This is a genomic window from Pseudomonas leptonychotis (genome assembly GCF_004920405.1).
In the GTDB taxonomy this organism is placed as follows: domain Bacteria; phylum Pseudomonadota; class Gammaproteobacteria; order Pseudomonadales; family Pseudomonadaceae; genus Aquipseudomonas; species Aquipseudomonas leptonychotis.
Genome location: NZ_RFLV01000001.1, coordinates 1,836,420 through 1,852,185, shown reverse-complemented (window position 1 = coordinate 1,852,185; position 15,766 = coordinate 1,836,420). Strand labels below are relative to the sequence as shown.

The following is a 15,766-nucleotide window of genomic DNA, read 5'->3' as shown; positions in this document are numbered from 1 at the left end:
GGCATGAGTTAAACGGCACGAAAACCTTTCCCGGATTACATCCGGGCTACCTGGAAGCATCACTTACCCTCCGCAAACAAGGTATCCAGCGCATCTAGCAAGCCATCCGCCGGGCGTGAGAAATACACCCCGACGCTCGGCATGCCACGCAGAAACAGGTAGTAAGCGCCGCCCAGTTGATCACTCTGGAAATCGTCCAGACGCTGACGCAGGAAGCGCCGCAGCGCCACCAGATAGATCAGGTATTGCAGGTAGTAATGCTCCGCCGCCAGGGCTTGCAGCAGACGGTCGCCGCCGTAGTAACTGGCATCCGGGCCGAGCCAGTTGGATTTGTAGTCGGCGATGTACCAGCGCCCGTCATGCTCGAAGGTTAGGTCGATAAAGCCTTTGAGGAAGCCCTTGAGGCTGTCGAATTCCAACCGCGCCGCCGCATCACGCATCGGCGCAGGCAGGCCGTGGGCCGGATCACTGAGAATCGCCCGCAGGCGCTGCATATCCAGCCCGGCGACCGGGAAGGTAAAGCCCAGCTCGGGCAGGCGACGCAAAGGGTTTAGCCCGCTCAGGGTCAGGCCCTGTCCATCGAGATCGCAGTCGATCACCTGTTGCAGTTGCTCAAGCGCCACCGCGTTCCAGTCATTACTGATGCCGTGGCCGCTCAGGCCCGGCTCAATCAAATCTGCCAACGACGCCTTATCCCGCGCCCAGTCTTCGAGAATGGCGTGCAGGCAGGTACCGGCTCGCGCGCCACGGGGGAAGGCGAAAAAGCCCGTGCCCGGCTCACTGGCATCGGGGATCACCAGGCCATCGCGGTCCGGCGCTTCCATGTGCATACCGGCGGCCAGGCCGGAGAAGCTGCCGACGCGCCAGGCGCTGTGCAGGCTGCGTTGCAATGTTGATAACTGCTGCGGCGCCGGAGCCCGTTGCTCGCCAGCGGCGCTGGCTTCGCTGTCACGCAACGGCTGAATGCTCATATGGCCGGAGCTGCTCGCCACCAACTGTTGGATTTCTGCGTGCACGCCCTGCGGGCTCAAACTCTGCATATGTCCGGCAAGCTCGGCCAAAGCATCCTCACCCGGCAACTCGCGACCGTGCAGCAGCCAGGCCAGGGCGCTGCTGTGCAGGCCGGAGTCACTCAGCGTACCGTCCTTCTTCGGTTTGCAGTCCACCGGCCCCCAGTGCAACCACAACCGTTCACCAGCGCGGGTCAGGGCGACGTAGGTCAGGCGTAGCTTCTCGGCGAAGCGCTCGTGGCGGGCGCGCTCGCGGTGCACGTCGAGCTGTTCGCTGCCGAGGTCGAGCAACGGCGTGCCGTCGTCGGCGTGGCAGCTGATGTCTTCGTGCTGATAGAGCAGCGCGCCGTCCCACAGGTAGGGGCAGAACACCAACGGATACTCCAAGCCCTTGGAGGTGTGGATGGTGACGATCTGCACCCGCTCGGCATCGCTTTCCAGGCGCAGCAGGGCCTCTTCACCGTGGGCTTCGGCGCTGCGTTGGGCGTTGAACCAGCTCAGCAGCTGCTCCAGGCCGGGGCGTTGCAAGCTTTCGGTTTGCAGCAATTCAGCCAGGTGCAGCAGGTTGGTCAAACGGCGTTCGCCATCGACCAAGGCCAGCAGACGCTGGGCGACTTTCTGCTCATCCAGCCAGGCGCGGAAGGCGCGCATAAAGCCCTGTTGCTGCCACAGTTGGTGATAGCGTTCGGCCGCTTCGCGTTCGGCGTCCCAAGCGTGAGCATCTTCCGAGCAGGCCGCCAGATCGGCGGCGCTGCGGCCCAGCAAACGACTGGCCAGGGCGTAACGCAACGCACCCTCACGGCCGGGCTCAGCGTAGGCGGCCAGCACCGCGCTCAGCTCATCCGCCTCCTCGCTGTGCCAAACATTCTCCTTGCCGCGGCGCACACTGGGCACGCCACGCGCAGCCAGCTCTGCGGCTACTTCACTGGCCTGCCGATGACTGGCAACCAGCACGGCAATATCGCCGCCCTTGATCGGCGTACGGGTTGCCGACTGTTCGCCGCCTTCATTATTAAAATACGCCTCGCCACGACTACTGGCTGCCAGCACAGAGGCAATTCGCCGTGCTGTGTCGCGAGCGACTAACGCGCCGGCTTCGCCCTTGCCGAGGTAGTCGTTATCCAGCCAAACCAGCGCCAGCGGCGCGTCCTGCTCACCCTCAACCGGCGGCAACACCAACTGCGGGCGCGCTTTATCGCTGGCGCCGACCTGCTGGTAGGCCAGACCCGGCTCGGCAAACGGCATGGGCCGGTCGAACAGCTGATTGAGCGAGGCGATCAGCTCAGGCGTGGAGCGGTGGTTGGTGGTCAGGCTGTATTGCCGCGCCGCTTCGCTGCGGGCTTGCAGGTAGGTCGCCAAGTCGGCGCCGCGGAAAGCGTAAATAGCCTGCTTCGGATCCCCGACAAAGCACAGGTCCCCATTGTCTTCGTAGATCCGGTGAAACACCCGGTACTGCACCGGGTCGGTGTCCTGAAATTCATCGATCAGCGCCACCGGGTATTGCGTGCGCAGGGTCGTCGCCAAGTGCTCGCCGCCCTCGCCCTGTAGCGCCTGTTGCAGCTTGTTGAGCAGGTCGTCGAAGGCCAACAAACGCTGCGCCGCCTTGCGTTGTGGCAGCTGCTCGTTGAGCTGACCAATCAGACGTACTTGCAGGTCGATCAGCCGTTGCTCGGCTTCTGGCTGCGCCGCATCGAGGGCGTCGCAGAGTTCCTGCAAGGCTGCCGCCAGCGGATTAGCCGGCGCTTCGCAGCCCTTTTTACTGGCCTTGTTCAGCCCTTCGCGAGCCAGACGACGGTGCGCTTCGGTCTTGCTGAACAGCGCGGCAGCATCACTGAAATAGCCGTCCAACTCCGCCTGCCAAACACCCAGTTTGGCCGCGTTGCACATATTGCTCTTGAAGCCGTCGAAGGCTTTCAGCTGCTCCAGCCAAGCGGCGCTCTCGCCTTGCCAGAGGCGCTGCGCCTGTTGCCAGGCGGCGCGTAGTGCCGCCATGTCGCTGTGTGTACCCGGTTGCGGCTCGATGCGCAGATAGGGTTTGCCCAAGTGATTACGCAGGCGTTTGCGCAGGCTTTGCGGGGTGATCTTTTGCTGCACCAGAAACGCCGCCCACTCCGGCTCGGCGGCCGCCAGTTCGTGTCGCCACAAGTCAGCCAACAGCGCGTCGATAATCTCGCGGTCGTCATGGGTCAACTCGTTGTCGAAATCACCACCGGCCTCGAATGCGGCATCCTGCAAGGCGCGCTGACAGAAACCGTGAATAGTGAAGATCGCCGCCTCGTCAAAACCATGTACTGCCAGCAACAAACGGCGGTGGCTAGCGGCGTCCGGGTACTGCGCATGCAGATCATTGAGCAGCTTGTCGTCGCTCGGGCCGTTGTCGTACACCGCCAGCAGTTCGGCCAAACGCTTACGGATGCGCTCGCGCAGCTCGGCGGTGGCGGCGGTGGTAAAGGTCACCACCAGAATCTGGCTGACGCTGAGCTTTTTCTCCAGCAACAGACGGGCGTAGAGCGAGGTCAGGGTCCAGGTTTTGCCGGTGCCGGCGCTGGCTTCGATCAGCGAGCGGCCGCTAAAGCTGTCCTGCAATAGGTTTAACACAGCGCCACTCATGCCTCGTCCTCTTCACTGCCTTGCAGGGCGTCCAGCGCCGGGCCGTAGAGCTGTTCGGCGAGCGCCTCGAAACGCTCGTCCAGCGGCTCACGGTCGCGGAAGGCCAGGGCATTCCAGGGGTCTTGGCCTTCGCCGGTCATGTAGTCGTTACCCTGCCACATCAGCCGCGCTTCGCTGCGGGCGGCGTCAATTGGCTCTTTACGCCCGGGCTTACGCCACTTGCGGGCGAAGCCATGGCTGCATTTGGCGAACAGCGGCAATGGTTCACGCAGGGCACTTTTGTAAGCGTCCAGCCAAGGTTCTAGCAGCCCCCGAGCATCGGCCAGCGGGCCTAAACGCCATTCGCTTTTTGGCGACAACAGGCGGCTATCCCGGCTGGTGCCTGGCGTCGCCGCGTAGTTAAGCAGCAAGTGGCGCAACCAGAACGGCGCCAGCTCCCAGGCGCCGAGATCGCGCAGGCGGTAATCGAACAGGCCGCTGGCGCTGACGCCATCCAGCCAACCGTGAATGCGTACGCCGGCCAACTCGATATCCACCAGCAGCGGTTGCGGCGCATCCTCCGGGCGTTCATCGAACAGGGTTGGGGCGAAGGCGCGGATCGGCCCGCGAATCTGCCCCCAATGCGCCTGACCCAACTCGCCCACCGGCAACCAGCCAGATGCTGCGGCCACGGCGCGTTCCTCGCGCTCACTCCAGCCGCGCTCAATGGCCTGTAACGCTAACTGGCGCAAACCATGCTGGCTGGTCCACTCAACGCTGAACGGCTCATCGCCGGCCAAGGCTTCGTCACTCTGGGCCAGACGCAGACCGAGGCGCTGCTCCAGCAGGTAACGCGCCGGGTGTTTGAAGCAATGCAGCAATTGGCTCGGCTCAATGCTCAGCCAGTCTTTGTCGGGTTCTGCCAACAGGCTGGCGAATGGTGGCGTGGCTTCCACCGCTTGGCTCAAACGCTGCGCCGCGTGAAACCAGGGCGCGGCGAAACCGGCATGCCGCGCGCCGGCGAAGTTGCCGGGAGCGAAGGGCTGTAACGGATGCTGATGGGTGATGCGGGCGCTGACTTTAGCGTTGACCTCAGAGGCGCCGCGGCTAAAGCCCCTGCCACTATCGCTTGTACAAACAGCCGTGAGGTCGACCACATCGAGCAGCTCGCTAACCAGCACCGAGGGCGGTAGTTCCTTATTGCTGCGCGGGTCGCGGCCGACATAACTGAGGTACAGACCGCCACGGGCCGAGAGCAGGGTTTCCAGCAAAAGATAACGGTCATCCAAACGCCGCGCGCGGTCGCCACGGCGGGGCTTCTGCCCGATCAGGTCGAAACCGGCGGCCGGGGTACGCCGTGGCAGCGCGCCGTCATCCAGGCCGAGCAGGCAAACCAGCCGGAACGGCAGGCTGCGCATCGGCACCATGGTGCAGAAGGTCACCGCGCCGGTGAGAAAGCCCGACGCCGCACTGCCTTGCTCCAAGGCTGCGGTCAGTTGCTGACGAATCAGCGCCAGCTCAATCGGCCGTTCGACCCCGGAGGCCGTGGCCTGCTCCTGCAAAGCAGCGCTGGCCTTGGACAGCAGCAATAAGGTATCGCCAGCTTCGCGTTCATCAAACACTTGATCGATCAGCACTTGCAGCGATTCGGCCCACTCAGCCAAAGGCCGGGGTCGTTGCAGGCTCTGCGCCAGCGCGGCCAAGCGCTCGACAAAACCGGACAGGCGACCGAGCAATTGCGCACGGCCACCTTCCAGCGCGTCCAGCGGCCAGCTGCTGCCGAGCAAAGGCGCAGCCAACCCGGCTAACTGCGGCGGCGCGGCAAAGCCCAGCAGCAGACGATCCAGCCCTTGCCGCCAGGTGAATGCGGCATCGGCTGGCAAGCCAAGCTGTTCGCGGTGCGCGTCATCACGGCCCCAGCGGATGCCGGCCTCGCGCAACCAATCGCGCAGCAGGCTCAGGTCTTCGGCTTCGATCCCGGCGCGGCGAGCGACGGCTGGCTGCTCCAGTAGGGCGAGCACTTCTTCGGCGGTAAAGCGGCTGTCCGGCAGCGCCAGCAAGCTGAGGAAGGCTTCGATCAGCGGGATTTCTGCACGCAGGCTGCGGTCGGCCAGGCTGAATGGCACGCGCGGTACGCCTTCACGCGGGGCGAATACGGCCTCGATATAGGGCGCATAACGCTCGATGTCCGGGGTTAGCACCACCACTTGGTCCGGGGTCAGTTCCGGCTCGGCGGCAAAGCGGGCGAGCAGTTGGTCATGCAGAATTTCCACTTCGCGCAGCGGCGAGTGGGCGATGTGCAGTTCCAGCGAACGGTCGTCGTCGCGCAGCTGCAAGCGCTCATCCGCAGTGCGAGTGCGCAGACGCAGAATGTCGTTCTGCAGCGCTTGCAGCAGGCTGCCATCGTGCAGGTCGGCATCCTCGGAATACAAGCCGACTTCCTGGCTGCCTTCGCTGGAGGCCAGGCTGAACAGGCTGTCGAAGAAATCGCGGCCTTGTTTACCCAGACTCGCCAGCAGTGGATGACCGACGTCCAGGTACCAATCATCCGGATTCAGCTCTTGATTAGCCGCTGCGCTTTGCGGCTGCCTGGCCAGCTCACGGATATCGCGAATTTCACCCCAGGCTTCGCGGCAGGGATTGAGGGCGAAGATCACCACTTCGGTGTGCCGCGCCAGGCCTTCCAGCACACGCATATGATGCGGCGGCAGGGAGCTGATGCCGAAGATCAGCACGCGCTCGGGCAGAGCGTTGATCGGCGCGGCGTCGTACAGCCGCGCCAGCAAGTCTTCGAGCAGGCGCGCGCGGTGCGGGTGGCCCTCTTTGGTCAGCTCGCGCCACAGCAGCGCCTGCCAAGCTTCATCCGGGCCGAGGTCGAGCAGCTCATTGCGCTCCCAAGCGGCGAGCCAGTCGTCGCGATAAAGCAGGTATTGGTCGAAAACGTCGGCGATCTTCACCGCCAGCGACAGCCGACGACGCTCATCGCCACCGTCCAGGTAATGCGCCAAGCGCGCTGCCTGCGCCAGTTGCTCGGGCTCACACAGCCAGTCATACAGGCGCCAGCTCAGGCTGCTAGGGCTAAAGGCTGATTGTTCCGGCAACTGACCCAAGGCCAGGCGCGACAAATCCCAAACAAACTTGGCCGGCAGCTGCACCTCCAGCTGCATGGCAATACCCTGCTTGCGCGCCAACTCTAGGGTCAGCCAGCGGCCCATGCCCTGGCTCGGCACCACCACCAACGCGGGGGCGAACGCATCGCGCATCGGCGTGGCCAATAAAGTCGTGGCCAGCTCGCCAAGGGTTTCTAGATCTGGTGCGTGGTAGAGGGTGAGCATGGGCAGGGTCGCATCCGTTCAATCGGCCTAGGTTAACAGCTCACCCGCCTGACGGCATGCCGCGACAGCCTGGGTCGCAGCACGCTGGAATTGGCCGAATAGCGCTGCGTTTAACACCCGCCAGAGCACTTAACTGTGCTCACGCGACTGGCGCCAATGCCATTTGGCGACTAAAGCTAAAGCTAGGCTTGGTAAAAAAATATCTAATCAGGCCATTCACTTACCCGCGACACCTAACTCTGCGGATTCACTGCCAAAGCCTAGGCGTCGCCTCCTGTTGTTGCCCTCTTTGGGGCGACCCGCGTCAGGGAGATGCGCGATGCTAACCCTGCTCAATCTGCTTTCTGCCATTGCCCTGCTGATCTGGGGCACCCACATCGTCCGCACCGGCATCTTGCGCGTGTATGGCTCGCAGCTGCGTAAGGTGCTTAGCCACAACGTCAGCAAACGGCCCATGGCCTTTGCTGCCGGGATTGGCGTTACCGCGCTGGTGCAGAGCAGTAACGCCACCGCGCTGCTGGTGACCTCCTTCGTCGCCCAGGGCTTGATGACCCTGACCCCGGCACTGGCGATCATGCTCGGTGCCGATGTCGGCACCGCGTTGATGGCGCGGGTGCTGACCCTCGACCTGAGCTGGCTAAGCCCGCTGCTGATCTTCCTCGGGGTGATTTTCTTCCTCTCACGCAAGCAAACCCGCGCCGGCCAACTCGGCCGAGTTGGCATTGGCCTGGGTTTGATGCTGCTGGCATTGGAGCTGATCGTTGCGGCCGCCACGCCCATCACTCAGGAGCAAGGCATCCGGGTGCTGTTCGCCTCACTGACCGGCGACCTGCTGCTGGACGCCCTGGTCGGTGCGCTGTTTGCGTTGATTTCCTATTCCAGCCTGGCCGCTGTGCTGCTCACCGCCATGCTCACCGGAGCGGGCCTGATCAGCCTGCCGGTGGCCATCGGTCTGGTGATCGGCGCGAATATTGGCAGCGGCTTATTGGCCTTCCTCACCAGCAGCCTGCAAAGCCCAGCCGGACGACGTGTGGCGCTGGGCAGCCTGCTTTACAAGCTGATCGGCCTACTGCTGGTGATGCCGTTCCTAGATCCCCTGGCTAACTGGCTGGACAGCCTGAACTGGCGACCCGAAGAGCTGGTGATCGGCTTTCACGTGCTCTACAACAGCCTGCGCTGCGTGCTGATGCTGCCCAGCGTCGGGCTGATGGCGCGCTTCTGCAACTGGCTGCTGCCGGATCGCGCCGAAGAGAACGGCGTTGCCCGCCCACGTCATCTCGATCCCACCGCACTGTCCACCCCGAGCCTGGCACTGGCTAATGCGGTGCGCGAAACCCTGCGCATCGGCGACATTGTCGAAACCATGCTCAGCCACCTGCTGGAAGTGCTGCAAGGCGGACAAACCGCGCTGAGCAAGGAGCTGCGCCGTCTCGATGACGATGTTGATGCACTCTACAGCGCGGTGAAACTCTACCTGGCCCAGGTGCAGCGGGAAGCCTTGAGCGAGCAGGACAACCACCGCTGGGCAGAGATCATCGAGTTGGCGGTCAACCTGCAACAGGCCGGCGACATCATCGAGCGCATGCTCGGCAAGGTGCAGGATCAGCGAACCGCTCAGCGCCACGCTTTTTCCGATAATGGCCTGGAAGAATTGACCAGCCTGCATCAACAGCTCACAGCCAATCTGCGCCTAGGTCTTTCGGTTTTTCTGTCAGGCGACAAGGAAAGTGCCCGCCAACTGCTGCGCGAAAAACGCCGCTTCCGCGCTCAAGAGCGCCGTTTGGCCCACGCCCATGTCGGACGCCTGCATCATCAGGTGGTGCAAAGCATTGAAACCAGCGGCCTGCACATGGAGTTGATCGCCGACATGAAACGCCTCAACTCGCTGTTCTGTTCAAGCGCTTATGCGGTGCTGGAAAGTAACGAAACCGGCGCGCTGCATAACCAGGACACGGCAGATGAGTAACACCTAAAACAAATGGGGCCGCTGTTGCGGCCCCATCGTTGATCACTTCTCGGCAGCAATACGCTGACGAATATGCTCAGCACGGTCGGCCGAGCCAGGGTGGGAGTCGAACATGCTGCTGTCACCGCCGCCCTGCTGGGCCAGCTTGTCGAATGCACTGGCCAAGCCTTGAAGCGGAATATTGCGCTTCTTCAGCAGGTCAAAGGAAAAGTCGTCAGCAGCGCTTTCCTGGGACTGGGAGAACTGCGCATTGATCAGCGCCTCACCCAAATCCCCTAGCTGCGAGCTGGACAGCGCCATGGCCGCACTGTTGCCGGAAGAGGCAATCGCGCCACGCGCTACCGAGGTGGCATAAGCCGCTTGCATGGCCTTCTTGGTGTGGCCGAGGGCAACGTGACCCATCTCGTGACCGAGTACACCTTCCACTTCGTTGTCGGTCATCAGGTCCATCAGGCCGCTGTACACGCGCACGCACCCGTTGGCCATGGCCCACGCGTTGACCTCGTCGACCAGATAGACCTTATAGGTCACCGGCGTGCCATTGACCTGGCTGCCGAGGTTGCTGGCAATCGTCGCCAAGCGCTTGCTGTAGGTGCTGTCGGCCGGCGCGATCGGCGACTGAGCATCCATCTGCACGCAGGCATCGTCAGCCATGCTCTTCACTTCAGCATCGCTGAGGGTGGCTGCCTGCATGGCTTGCAAGCCGGTATTGAGCATGGCGTCAGGGCTCATGTTCTGGCAGCCGGACAGCAGGGTGGCGAGTGCGAGGGCAGAAAGAGAGAACTGCAATTTCATGGTCATCGTCCTTGAGGAGTGAGGCAATGGAGTGACCGAGAGGCTGCAGCGCCCCGGCCGGCGCGGCATTGTCGGTGATATACCGCGCAGAAAAGTGTGCCGCCGATCACGCTCTAAGGCTTAACGGCGGTAGATGAACAACGGTTGCGACTTCATTAACTGCCACCCGCTGAGCGCATCTGGATCGAACCCGACCGCCCCATCCGCACGGTGTAAGCCGCACTGCCTGGCTGAACAGCGGCACGAAAGCAAAACGCCCAACACAATTGGTCTATACCACCCAACCTTGGTTGGGTTGAACCTCCACCACACTTGAGTTTTAAGTTGACGTGCGGGATTGCAACAGTTTTGCCACAAATACCCGCTAGAACTGCTCAACTCCAACAACAAAAGAGCGCCCTGCCTATGAAAACCCTCACCACCCTGGCCCTTGGTCTAGGCCTAGCCTGCAGCGCTGGCCAAGCCAGCGCCTGGTCGCAGCCCACCCATAAAAATATCGTCAAAGACGCCCTAGCCTTCCTCAACTCGGCCTACGCCACCCCGGAGATGAAGCGCGCCTATCAGTTCTACGTCGGTGCCGCCGGCAGCGAAGCCCGCGCGGGCGAAATTCTCGGCCAGGCAGCCTATGACGTAGACGACTTTCAGGACACACGCTTAGGTGGCTGGTGGGTCGGTTACGAGCACGCCCCGGTATACGGCGCCGCCGCGTCGCTGGTCAATTACACCTCCTACTGGCACTTCATCAACATGGCCCGCCAGGGCGACGCCCATGGCAATGACCACGGCGGTTACGACTACCGCTATCGCAAGGTCGATGGCAGCTGGAGCGGTGACGTCGACTGGTACGCGATGGTTTACCTGTACAACCGCGAGCTGAAAAAGAGCGACTTCGACACCACCGAGGCACACTACCGCCAGGGCACTAATTCCAACTGGCAGACCCACTACGGCGACTTCCAGACGGCGGCCTTCCAGCCCATCGATAACCTGGCCAAGTACTGGTTCGATCAGTTCAAGAACGCCCCTTCGTTGCAGACCATCGGTTACTCGCTGCACACCACCGGTGATGTCGCGCAGCCGCACCACGCCTGGGTCACCTCGGGCAATGGTCACTCCGGCTGGGAAGGCTGGGTGGACGACCACTACGCCAGCGAAGGCCTGAACAATATGGCCGCCGTGGCCAACCGCGTCGGCAGTTATGACCCACAGAAACCGATCCGAGATCTGCTCACCCAAACCGCGCAAGTCGCCTATCAACGCCCCGAGCCGTTGTACGACACCAGCTACGCCACTCGCCTGCGGGTTGCCAAGGAGCTGATTCCCGAGTCCATCGCCCTGACCGTCAGCGTGCTGACCAAGGGTGCCAATACCTTCTACGGCCAGGGTGGCCTGTAAGGTGCGCGCGATAATCCAGCGCAGTTTGCTGGTACTGGGGCTGACCGGCATCTGCCTGTCAGCCCTGGGCAGCCAGGACTTGCGCATCGATGGTGAACGCCTGCCCGGCAAGAGCATCGGCCTGCTGGAGCAGGCCATGAGCCGGGTCAAATTCAATACCGACCCACGCCAACTGCGCACCGGTCTGGTGGAAAACCACCTGCTGGCACGCGAGGTTGAGGGTGAACTGAACAGCACATACCGCAGTGATCTCGATGTGCTGGTCGAGCGCGAATCCGCCAACCTGATCGAACAGGTCTACGGCAAGCAATTCGACCACGACGTGCGGCCGTTTCTGCGTCAACCGCAGCCACTCAGCAGTGAGCGCTTGCACCAGGTACTCAGTGCGCCGCAACAGGGCGTGGTACTCGATAGTTTGCAGCTGAGCGCCCAGCAACAAGCCGATGCCGCTCAGGTGCAGCTCATCAGCTGGCAGTTCCCCGGGCAGCCCGAGCAACGCCTCAACCTGCTGCAGCTTTACCAAGGCGATAACGTGCAAGGCCAGGTTGAGTTGCAACAGGGCAATTTGGCCTACCTGGCAGAGCAGGTCCGCCAGCAAGCGCTGCGCGACTACCTCTGGTACCAACTGGGCCAGAAAGGCTTTAGTGCCGATGAACTCGCCGGTGTGCGCCAACTGGTGCGCGACAAGCTTATCCGCCACAAGTATCTGCACCAGCAAGGTTTGCACAACGACTTCCACCACGAAACCGAAAGCCTGCGCCAACGCGCACGCCAGATCAGCGACGTGGATGCCGACGCCTACTACCAACGCAACTTGCAGCAATACCTGAACGTCGCCCAGGTGCAGGCCGCGCATATACGCCTGGCTGATCAGGCCAGCGCTGATCGCGTCTATGCCGAGCTAGAAAAGGGCCTTGGCTTCGATGAAGCGGTGAAAAGCTACTCAATCGCTGAGGATAAAAACCGTACACCGGCCGGCGACCTGGGGCTGATTCGCCCGCAAGATGCACAGCTGGATTTCCTGCGCAAAACCGCCCTGCTGCAGAAAGCCGGCAGCATTTCCCAACCGATGCTGATCGACGGCGCGTTCGAGATCGTTCAAGTGCGCCAGCGTGAAGACAAGCAATTGCCACTCAGCGACCCCAGCGTGCGCTACGAGGTCAACCAGGCCGTGGCCAAGGAACAACTGGCCCGCGAGTTCCAGGCCCGCCTGCAAAGCTTGCTGAGCAATGCCGAGGTACAAGGGCTATGAAAGGCTGGCTGGGTATAGCCCTACTCAGCGTGGTGACGGCGGTGACTGTCGTGATTGTGCGCATGCCTCAGGCCGACACTGCACCAGCGCTTGCGCAGCAGGCTATAGCGCCGCTTAACCCGCCTATCCGCCTGCCGGATATACCCGCGACTCGCCTGCCCCAGCAGCAGCCCGTAGCCACACCAACGCCAGCCGCAGAACCGGTAGAAGCCGCAACCAACGAGCCGCAATTAAATGCCCAGGAAGCGCAAATGCTGATCCAACTCATGGCTGACCAAGGCGACCCACGCAGCCCAGTCCTAGGCCAACTCAAACCCCGCGAACGTGCCTCCGCCGCACAACTGGCCGACCCGGCCCAATACAGTGCCTTCGAAGACCAACAAACCCGCGACCAACTTATGGCCTACGCCAGCGGCGTACAGCAGATCCCCGCTATCCGCGAACGTATCGAACAAGCCGCCCAGTCCGGCGAACGCAACCAAGCCGAACTCGACGAAGCGCGCGCGGCGCTGGAGCAGCTGGAAATGCTGCAGAGCAAACTGCAGAGGGAAAGGCCGGAGTTGTTGAGGAACGAGGAGCTATCTATAGAAAAAGCGGGCGCCCTGCCTACTCAATGATAAGAGCATCGAGCTCTTCTTGGGGCGCCACAAGCTGCTTGTCGATCCGCGCCATACCTGGCAGCGCAGATAGTCGCTGGAGATCTTGCAGGACCAAATGCATCGGCCGAAAGGTGTTGATCAATAGATGCGGTGTTTCGCCAGAGCGGGACGTTCGGATCCGATATTGCCGCCAGCGGTGAGTACCTAGGCGTCCTTCGTGCACCACTTTTGATTCCAGAGTGAGCGAATTGATCTCGGTAAATGGCACCCGGATATCCGTGCTGAGCTCAGGAAACCGGCCGCACTCAAATGTAAGCAGCAGCCCATCCTGCTCCGCGTACACCTCGACCTTGTCTTCCGGAATGCCGCGGCCAAGCCAATAAAGAACAACGAATGGCACAGTCGCTGTCGCAATTAACATGATACCTGCCAACCAGTCGCGCTCAGTTAGTACGCCAAATATGAACAACCCAAATAGGGTTACAACGCATAGCAAAAAAGACTTCCCCTGGTGAGTACTCGGCTGACGCACCAGCGGCTCATACCGGTTGAACTCATCATCGGTGAACTGGACGTTATTAACGAAGAGCCGAATCCGTTTCTGCTGCATAGGCATTCCTTTAGCATCTTTGTGCAACCGACCTGATTTCACGACTCGACCGCAAACTCCTGCTTTATCTTTTGACCCTACTGTCGCCTATCAATCGACATACTCAACATGCTGCGCCATCAGATTGGGGCGGTGCATGGTGTCGATCAGGTGGATGCGGCCGGACATTTCTTTTAGCTGGGCCTCGAAGGTCTCATTGTCCATGTCTATCCAATATCGCGGGTTGCGCCCCTCTTGCTGGTCGTGTTCTTCGGTGATCGGGTCGAGGTGGCGGTACTTCTCGAAGCAGGGCAGTTCCGGCAACGGACGACTGCTGTCCATATAGTTCTGCAAAAAGTCCCATAACGCGCAAGGCAGTTCTGGGGTGCGGTCGGGCGCGAGCAGTGAACTGAAATTGAGGGTGATGTCGCGATAGCGATGGGCCAGGTAGAGAAAGTTCATCGGCAAGCCCTGACGGTCTGGCGAGGTGCTGATATAGGCATCGAACTCATAGAAAGGCGCGGTGATTTCACCGATGCTGCCGTTCTTTTTATATTCGCCGTTATTGTCGTAATCGAACACGGTGACCAGGCCGGTGCGGCGATTGAGTTCCCAGATAGGTCCGCGAGAAGGTTTAAACCATAGACGGGGGAATTTATTGATAACCAACGAACCAATTAACCAGCATGCAAGCGGAAAAACGGAAAGAATATAAAACATTGAAAGGAATGAAACTGCTGTTTCAAACCATGTTGCACCGGCCACAATTCCCAATTCAGATATATATACAGAAATTAGAATTATAGTTCCGAAGAAAAACATAAACCTTCCCCCCCCGCACAATAACATCCAGAAGTGCGAGCGCTTGGATAAGAGGGCATGACGAAAGCGTTCATGATCGAGCACCCCATGCGTATCCACTCCCTCAAAAGGTCTTGGTTTATAGGTGCCGAGGGCTTTTTGCTCTTCCTTTTTCTTATCGAACTCTTCCCAGAAACGCAGGCTCTTAGGCGTGGGGTCTTGAAGGATGCTTTCCGGCGCGACGTCCTGGGTGTGGCCCCAAGGCAAACGCGTTTTGGCGAACTTACCTAGCCAAGAACGCTCGGCCGAGGCTGGCTGCTTGGGAATCTGCGCCGGGTTATAGGCTGTGTTGGCGTAGTAGAGCTCGGTCATTAGTCTGCATACGCAACATGCTTGGCCATCAGGTTGCGCCGACTCAGGGTGTCGATGGCGTTAATGCGTCTGGACATGTCATCAAGTTGTGCGGCAAAGGCCGCGTCGTCCATGTCTATCCAATATCGCGGGTTGCGCCCCGTTTGCTGGTCGTGGGCCGCGGTGATCGGGTCGAGCGCGCGATACTTCTCGAAGCAGGGCAACTCTGGCAACGGACGACTGCTGTCCATATAGTTCTGCAAAAAATCCCACAACGCGCAGGGCAACTCGGGTGTGCGGTCGGGGGCGATCAGCGAACTGAAATTGATGGTGATGTCGCGGTAGCGATGGGCCAGATAGAGAAAGTTCATCGGCAAGCCCTGACGGTCTGGCGCGGTGCTGATATAGGCATCGAACTCATAGAAAGGCGCGGTGATTTCACCGATGCTGCCGTTCTTTTTATATTCGCCGTTATTGTCGTAGTCGAAGACTGTGACCAGGCCGGTGCGGCGATTGAGTTCCCAGATAGGTCCGCGAGAAGGCTTAAACCATAAGCGGGGGAATTTATTGATAACCAACGAACCAATTAACCAGCATGCAAGCGGAAAAACGGAAAGAATATAAAACATTGAAAGGAATGAAACTGCTGTTTCAAGCCATGTGGCATCCGCAACAATGCACAGCTCAGTTATATAAACAAATATTAAAAGAGCAGTGCCTAGGAAGAACAAAAACCTCCCCCCCCCGCATAAATACATCCAAAAATGCGAGCGCTTAGATAAGAGGGCATAACGAAAGCGCTCGTGGTCGAGCCCACCATGTAGATCAACGCCTTCGAAGGGTTTGGGTTTATAGGTGCCTAGTGCTTTCTGTTCATCACGCTCTTTATCGACCTGCTCCCAGAAGCGCAGGCTTTCTGGGGTGTCATCTCTCAAGAAGTGATCCGGTGCTACTTCCTGGGTACGGCCCCAGGGCAAACGCGTTTTGGCGAACTTACCTAGCCAAGAACGCTCGGCCGAGGCTGGCTGCTGGGGAATGTGCACCGGGTTATAGGCGGTGTTGGCGTAGTAGGTGTTGTCCATGG

General features: G+C 60.7%; 10 protein-coding genes. 4 read left to right on the top strand and 6 right to left on the bottom strand.

Translation table 11 applies throughout. The features are described 5' to 3' along the window. Positions 1-59: 59 nt before the first annotated feature. Together recB and recC are read right to left on the bottom strand one after the other, a co-directional pair. Entirely contained in the window at positions 60-3,620 is a 3,561-nt protein-coding gene (gene recB, locus D8779_RS08390; protein ID WP_136663955.1) for an exodeoxyribonuclease V subunit beta, read from the bottom strand. After that, positions 3,617-6,934 (bottom strand): exodeoxyribonuclease V subunit gamma, encoded by a 3,318-nt coding sequence (gene recC, locus D8779_RS08385; protein ID WP_136663954.1) that lies wholly within the window; start codon positions 6,932-6,934, stop codon positions 3,617-3,619. Before recC ends, recB begins: the two co-directional genes overlap by 4 nt. A gap of 319 nt (positions 6,935-7,253) precedes the next feature. On the opposite strand from recC, the gene D8779_RS08380 reads away from it, so the two are divergent. Next, on the top strand, positions 7,254-8,900 hold the full coding sequence (locus D8779_RS08380; RefSeq protein ID WP_136663953.1) for a Na/Pi cotransporter family protein: 1,647 nt from the start codon (positions 7,254-7,256) through the stop codon (positions 8,898-8,900). 42 nt (positions 8,901-8,942) lie between these two features. On the opposite strand, the gene loiP is transcribed toward D8779_RS08380, so the two are convergent. Continuing rightward, positions 8,943-9,695 (bottom strand): metalloprotease LoiP, encoded by a 753-nt coding sequence (loiP, locus tag D8779_RS08375; RefSeq protein WP_136663952.1) that lies wholly within the window; start codon positions 9,693-9,695, stop codon positions 8,943-8,945. A gap of 405 nt (positions 9,696-10,100) precedes the next feature. Here loiP and D8779_RS08370 point away from each other — a divergent pair, with 405 nt between their 5' ends. From D8779_RS08370 to D8779_RS08360, 3 genes are read left to right on the top strand one after another with little or no spacing between them, the layout of a single operon-like run. Further along, positions 10,101-11,090 carry a phospholipase C/P1 nuclease family protein gene (locus D8779_RS08370; protein ID WP_136663951.1) on the top strand — a complete coding sequence of 330 codons (990 nt, stop codon included), beginning with the start codon at positions 10,101-10,103 and terminating at the stop codon, positions 11,088-11,090. A 1-nt stretch (position 11,091) separates the two neighbouring features. Continuing rightward, entirely contained in the window at positions 11,092-12,342 is a 1,251-nt protein-coding gene (locus D8779_RS08365) for a peptidylprolyl isomerase (RefSeq protein ID WP_205895791.1), read from the top strand. Further along, complete coding sequence (locus D8779_RS08360; RefSeq protein ID WP_136663950.1) at positions 12,339-12,959, top strand: hypothetical protein; 621 nt, start codon at positions 12,339-12,341, stop codon at positions 12,957-12,959. Before D8779_RS08365 ends, D8779_RS08360 begins: the two co-directional genes overlap by 4 nt. On the opposite strand, the gene D8779_RS08355 is transcribed toward D8779_RS08360, so the two are convergent. The 3 genes from D8779_RS08355 to D8779_RS08345 form a co-directional block, all read right to left on the bottom strand. After that, entirely contained in the window at positions 12,949-13,551 is a 603-nt protein-coding gene (locus tag D8779_RS08355; RefSeq protein WP_136663949.1) for a hypothetical protein, read from the bottom strand. The genes D8779_RS08360 and D8779_RS08355 overlap by 11 nt on opposite strands. A gap of 90 nt (positions 13,552-13,641) precedes the next feature. Continuing rightward, on the bottom strand, positions 13,642-14,703 hold the full coding sequence (locus D8779_RS08350; RefSeq protein ID WP_136663948.1) for a hypothetical protein: 1,062 nt from the start codon (positions 14,701-14,703) through the stop codon (positions 13,642-13,644). After that, positions 14,703-15,764, bottom strand: coding sequence for a hypothetical protein (locus tag D8779_RS08345; RefSeq protein ID WP_136663947.1), 1,062 nt, complete (start codon positions 15,762-15,764; stop codon positions 14,703-14,705). The genes D8779_RS08350 and D8779_RS08345 overlap by 1 nt, the downstream gene beginning before the upstream one ends. Positions 15,765-15,766 lie beyond the last annotated feature (2 nt).

Coding starts and splice junctions, on each gene's coding strand:
- D8779_RS08370 (WP_136663951.1), top strand. CDS start 10,101: ATGAAAACCCTCACCACCCTGGCCCTTGGTCTAGGCCTAGCCTGCAGC.
- D8779_RS08350 (WP_136663948.1), bottom strand. CDS start 14,703: ATGACCGAGCTCTACTACGCCAACACAGCCTATAACCCGGCGCAGATT.
- recB (WP_136663955.1), bottom strand. CDS start 3,620: ATGAGTGGCGCTGTGTTAAACCTATTGCAGGACAGCTTTAGCGGCCGC.
- D8779_RS08360 (WP_136663950.1), top strand. CDS start 12,339: ATGAAAGGCTGGCTGGGTATAGCCCTACTCAGCGTGGTGACGGCGGTG.
- D8779_RS08380 (WP_136663953.1), top strand. CDS start 7,254: ATGCTAACCCTGCTCAATCTGCTTTCTGCCATTGCCCTGCTGATCTGG.
- D8779_RS08345 (WP_136663947.1), bottom strand. CDS start 15,764: ATGGACAACACCTACTACGCCAACACCGCCTATAACCCGGTGCACATT.
- recC (WP_136663954.1), bottom strand. CDS start 6,934: ATGCTCACCCTCTACCACGCACCAGATCTAGAAACCCTTGGCGAGCTG.
- loiP (WP_136663952.1), bottom strand. CDS start 9,695: ATGAAATTGCAGTTCTCTCTTTCTGCCCTCGCACTCGCCACCCTGCTG.
- D8779_RS08355 (WP_136663949.1), bottom strand. CDS start 13,551: ATGCAGCAGAAACGGATTCGGCTCTTCGTTAATAACGTCCAGTTCACC.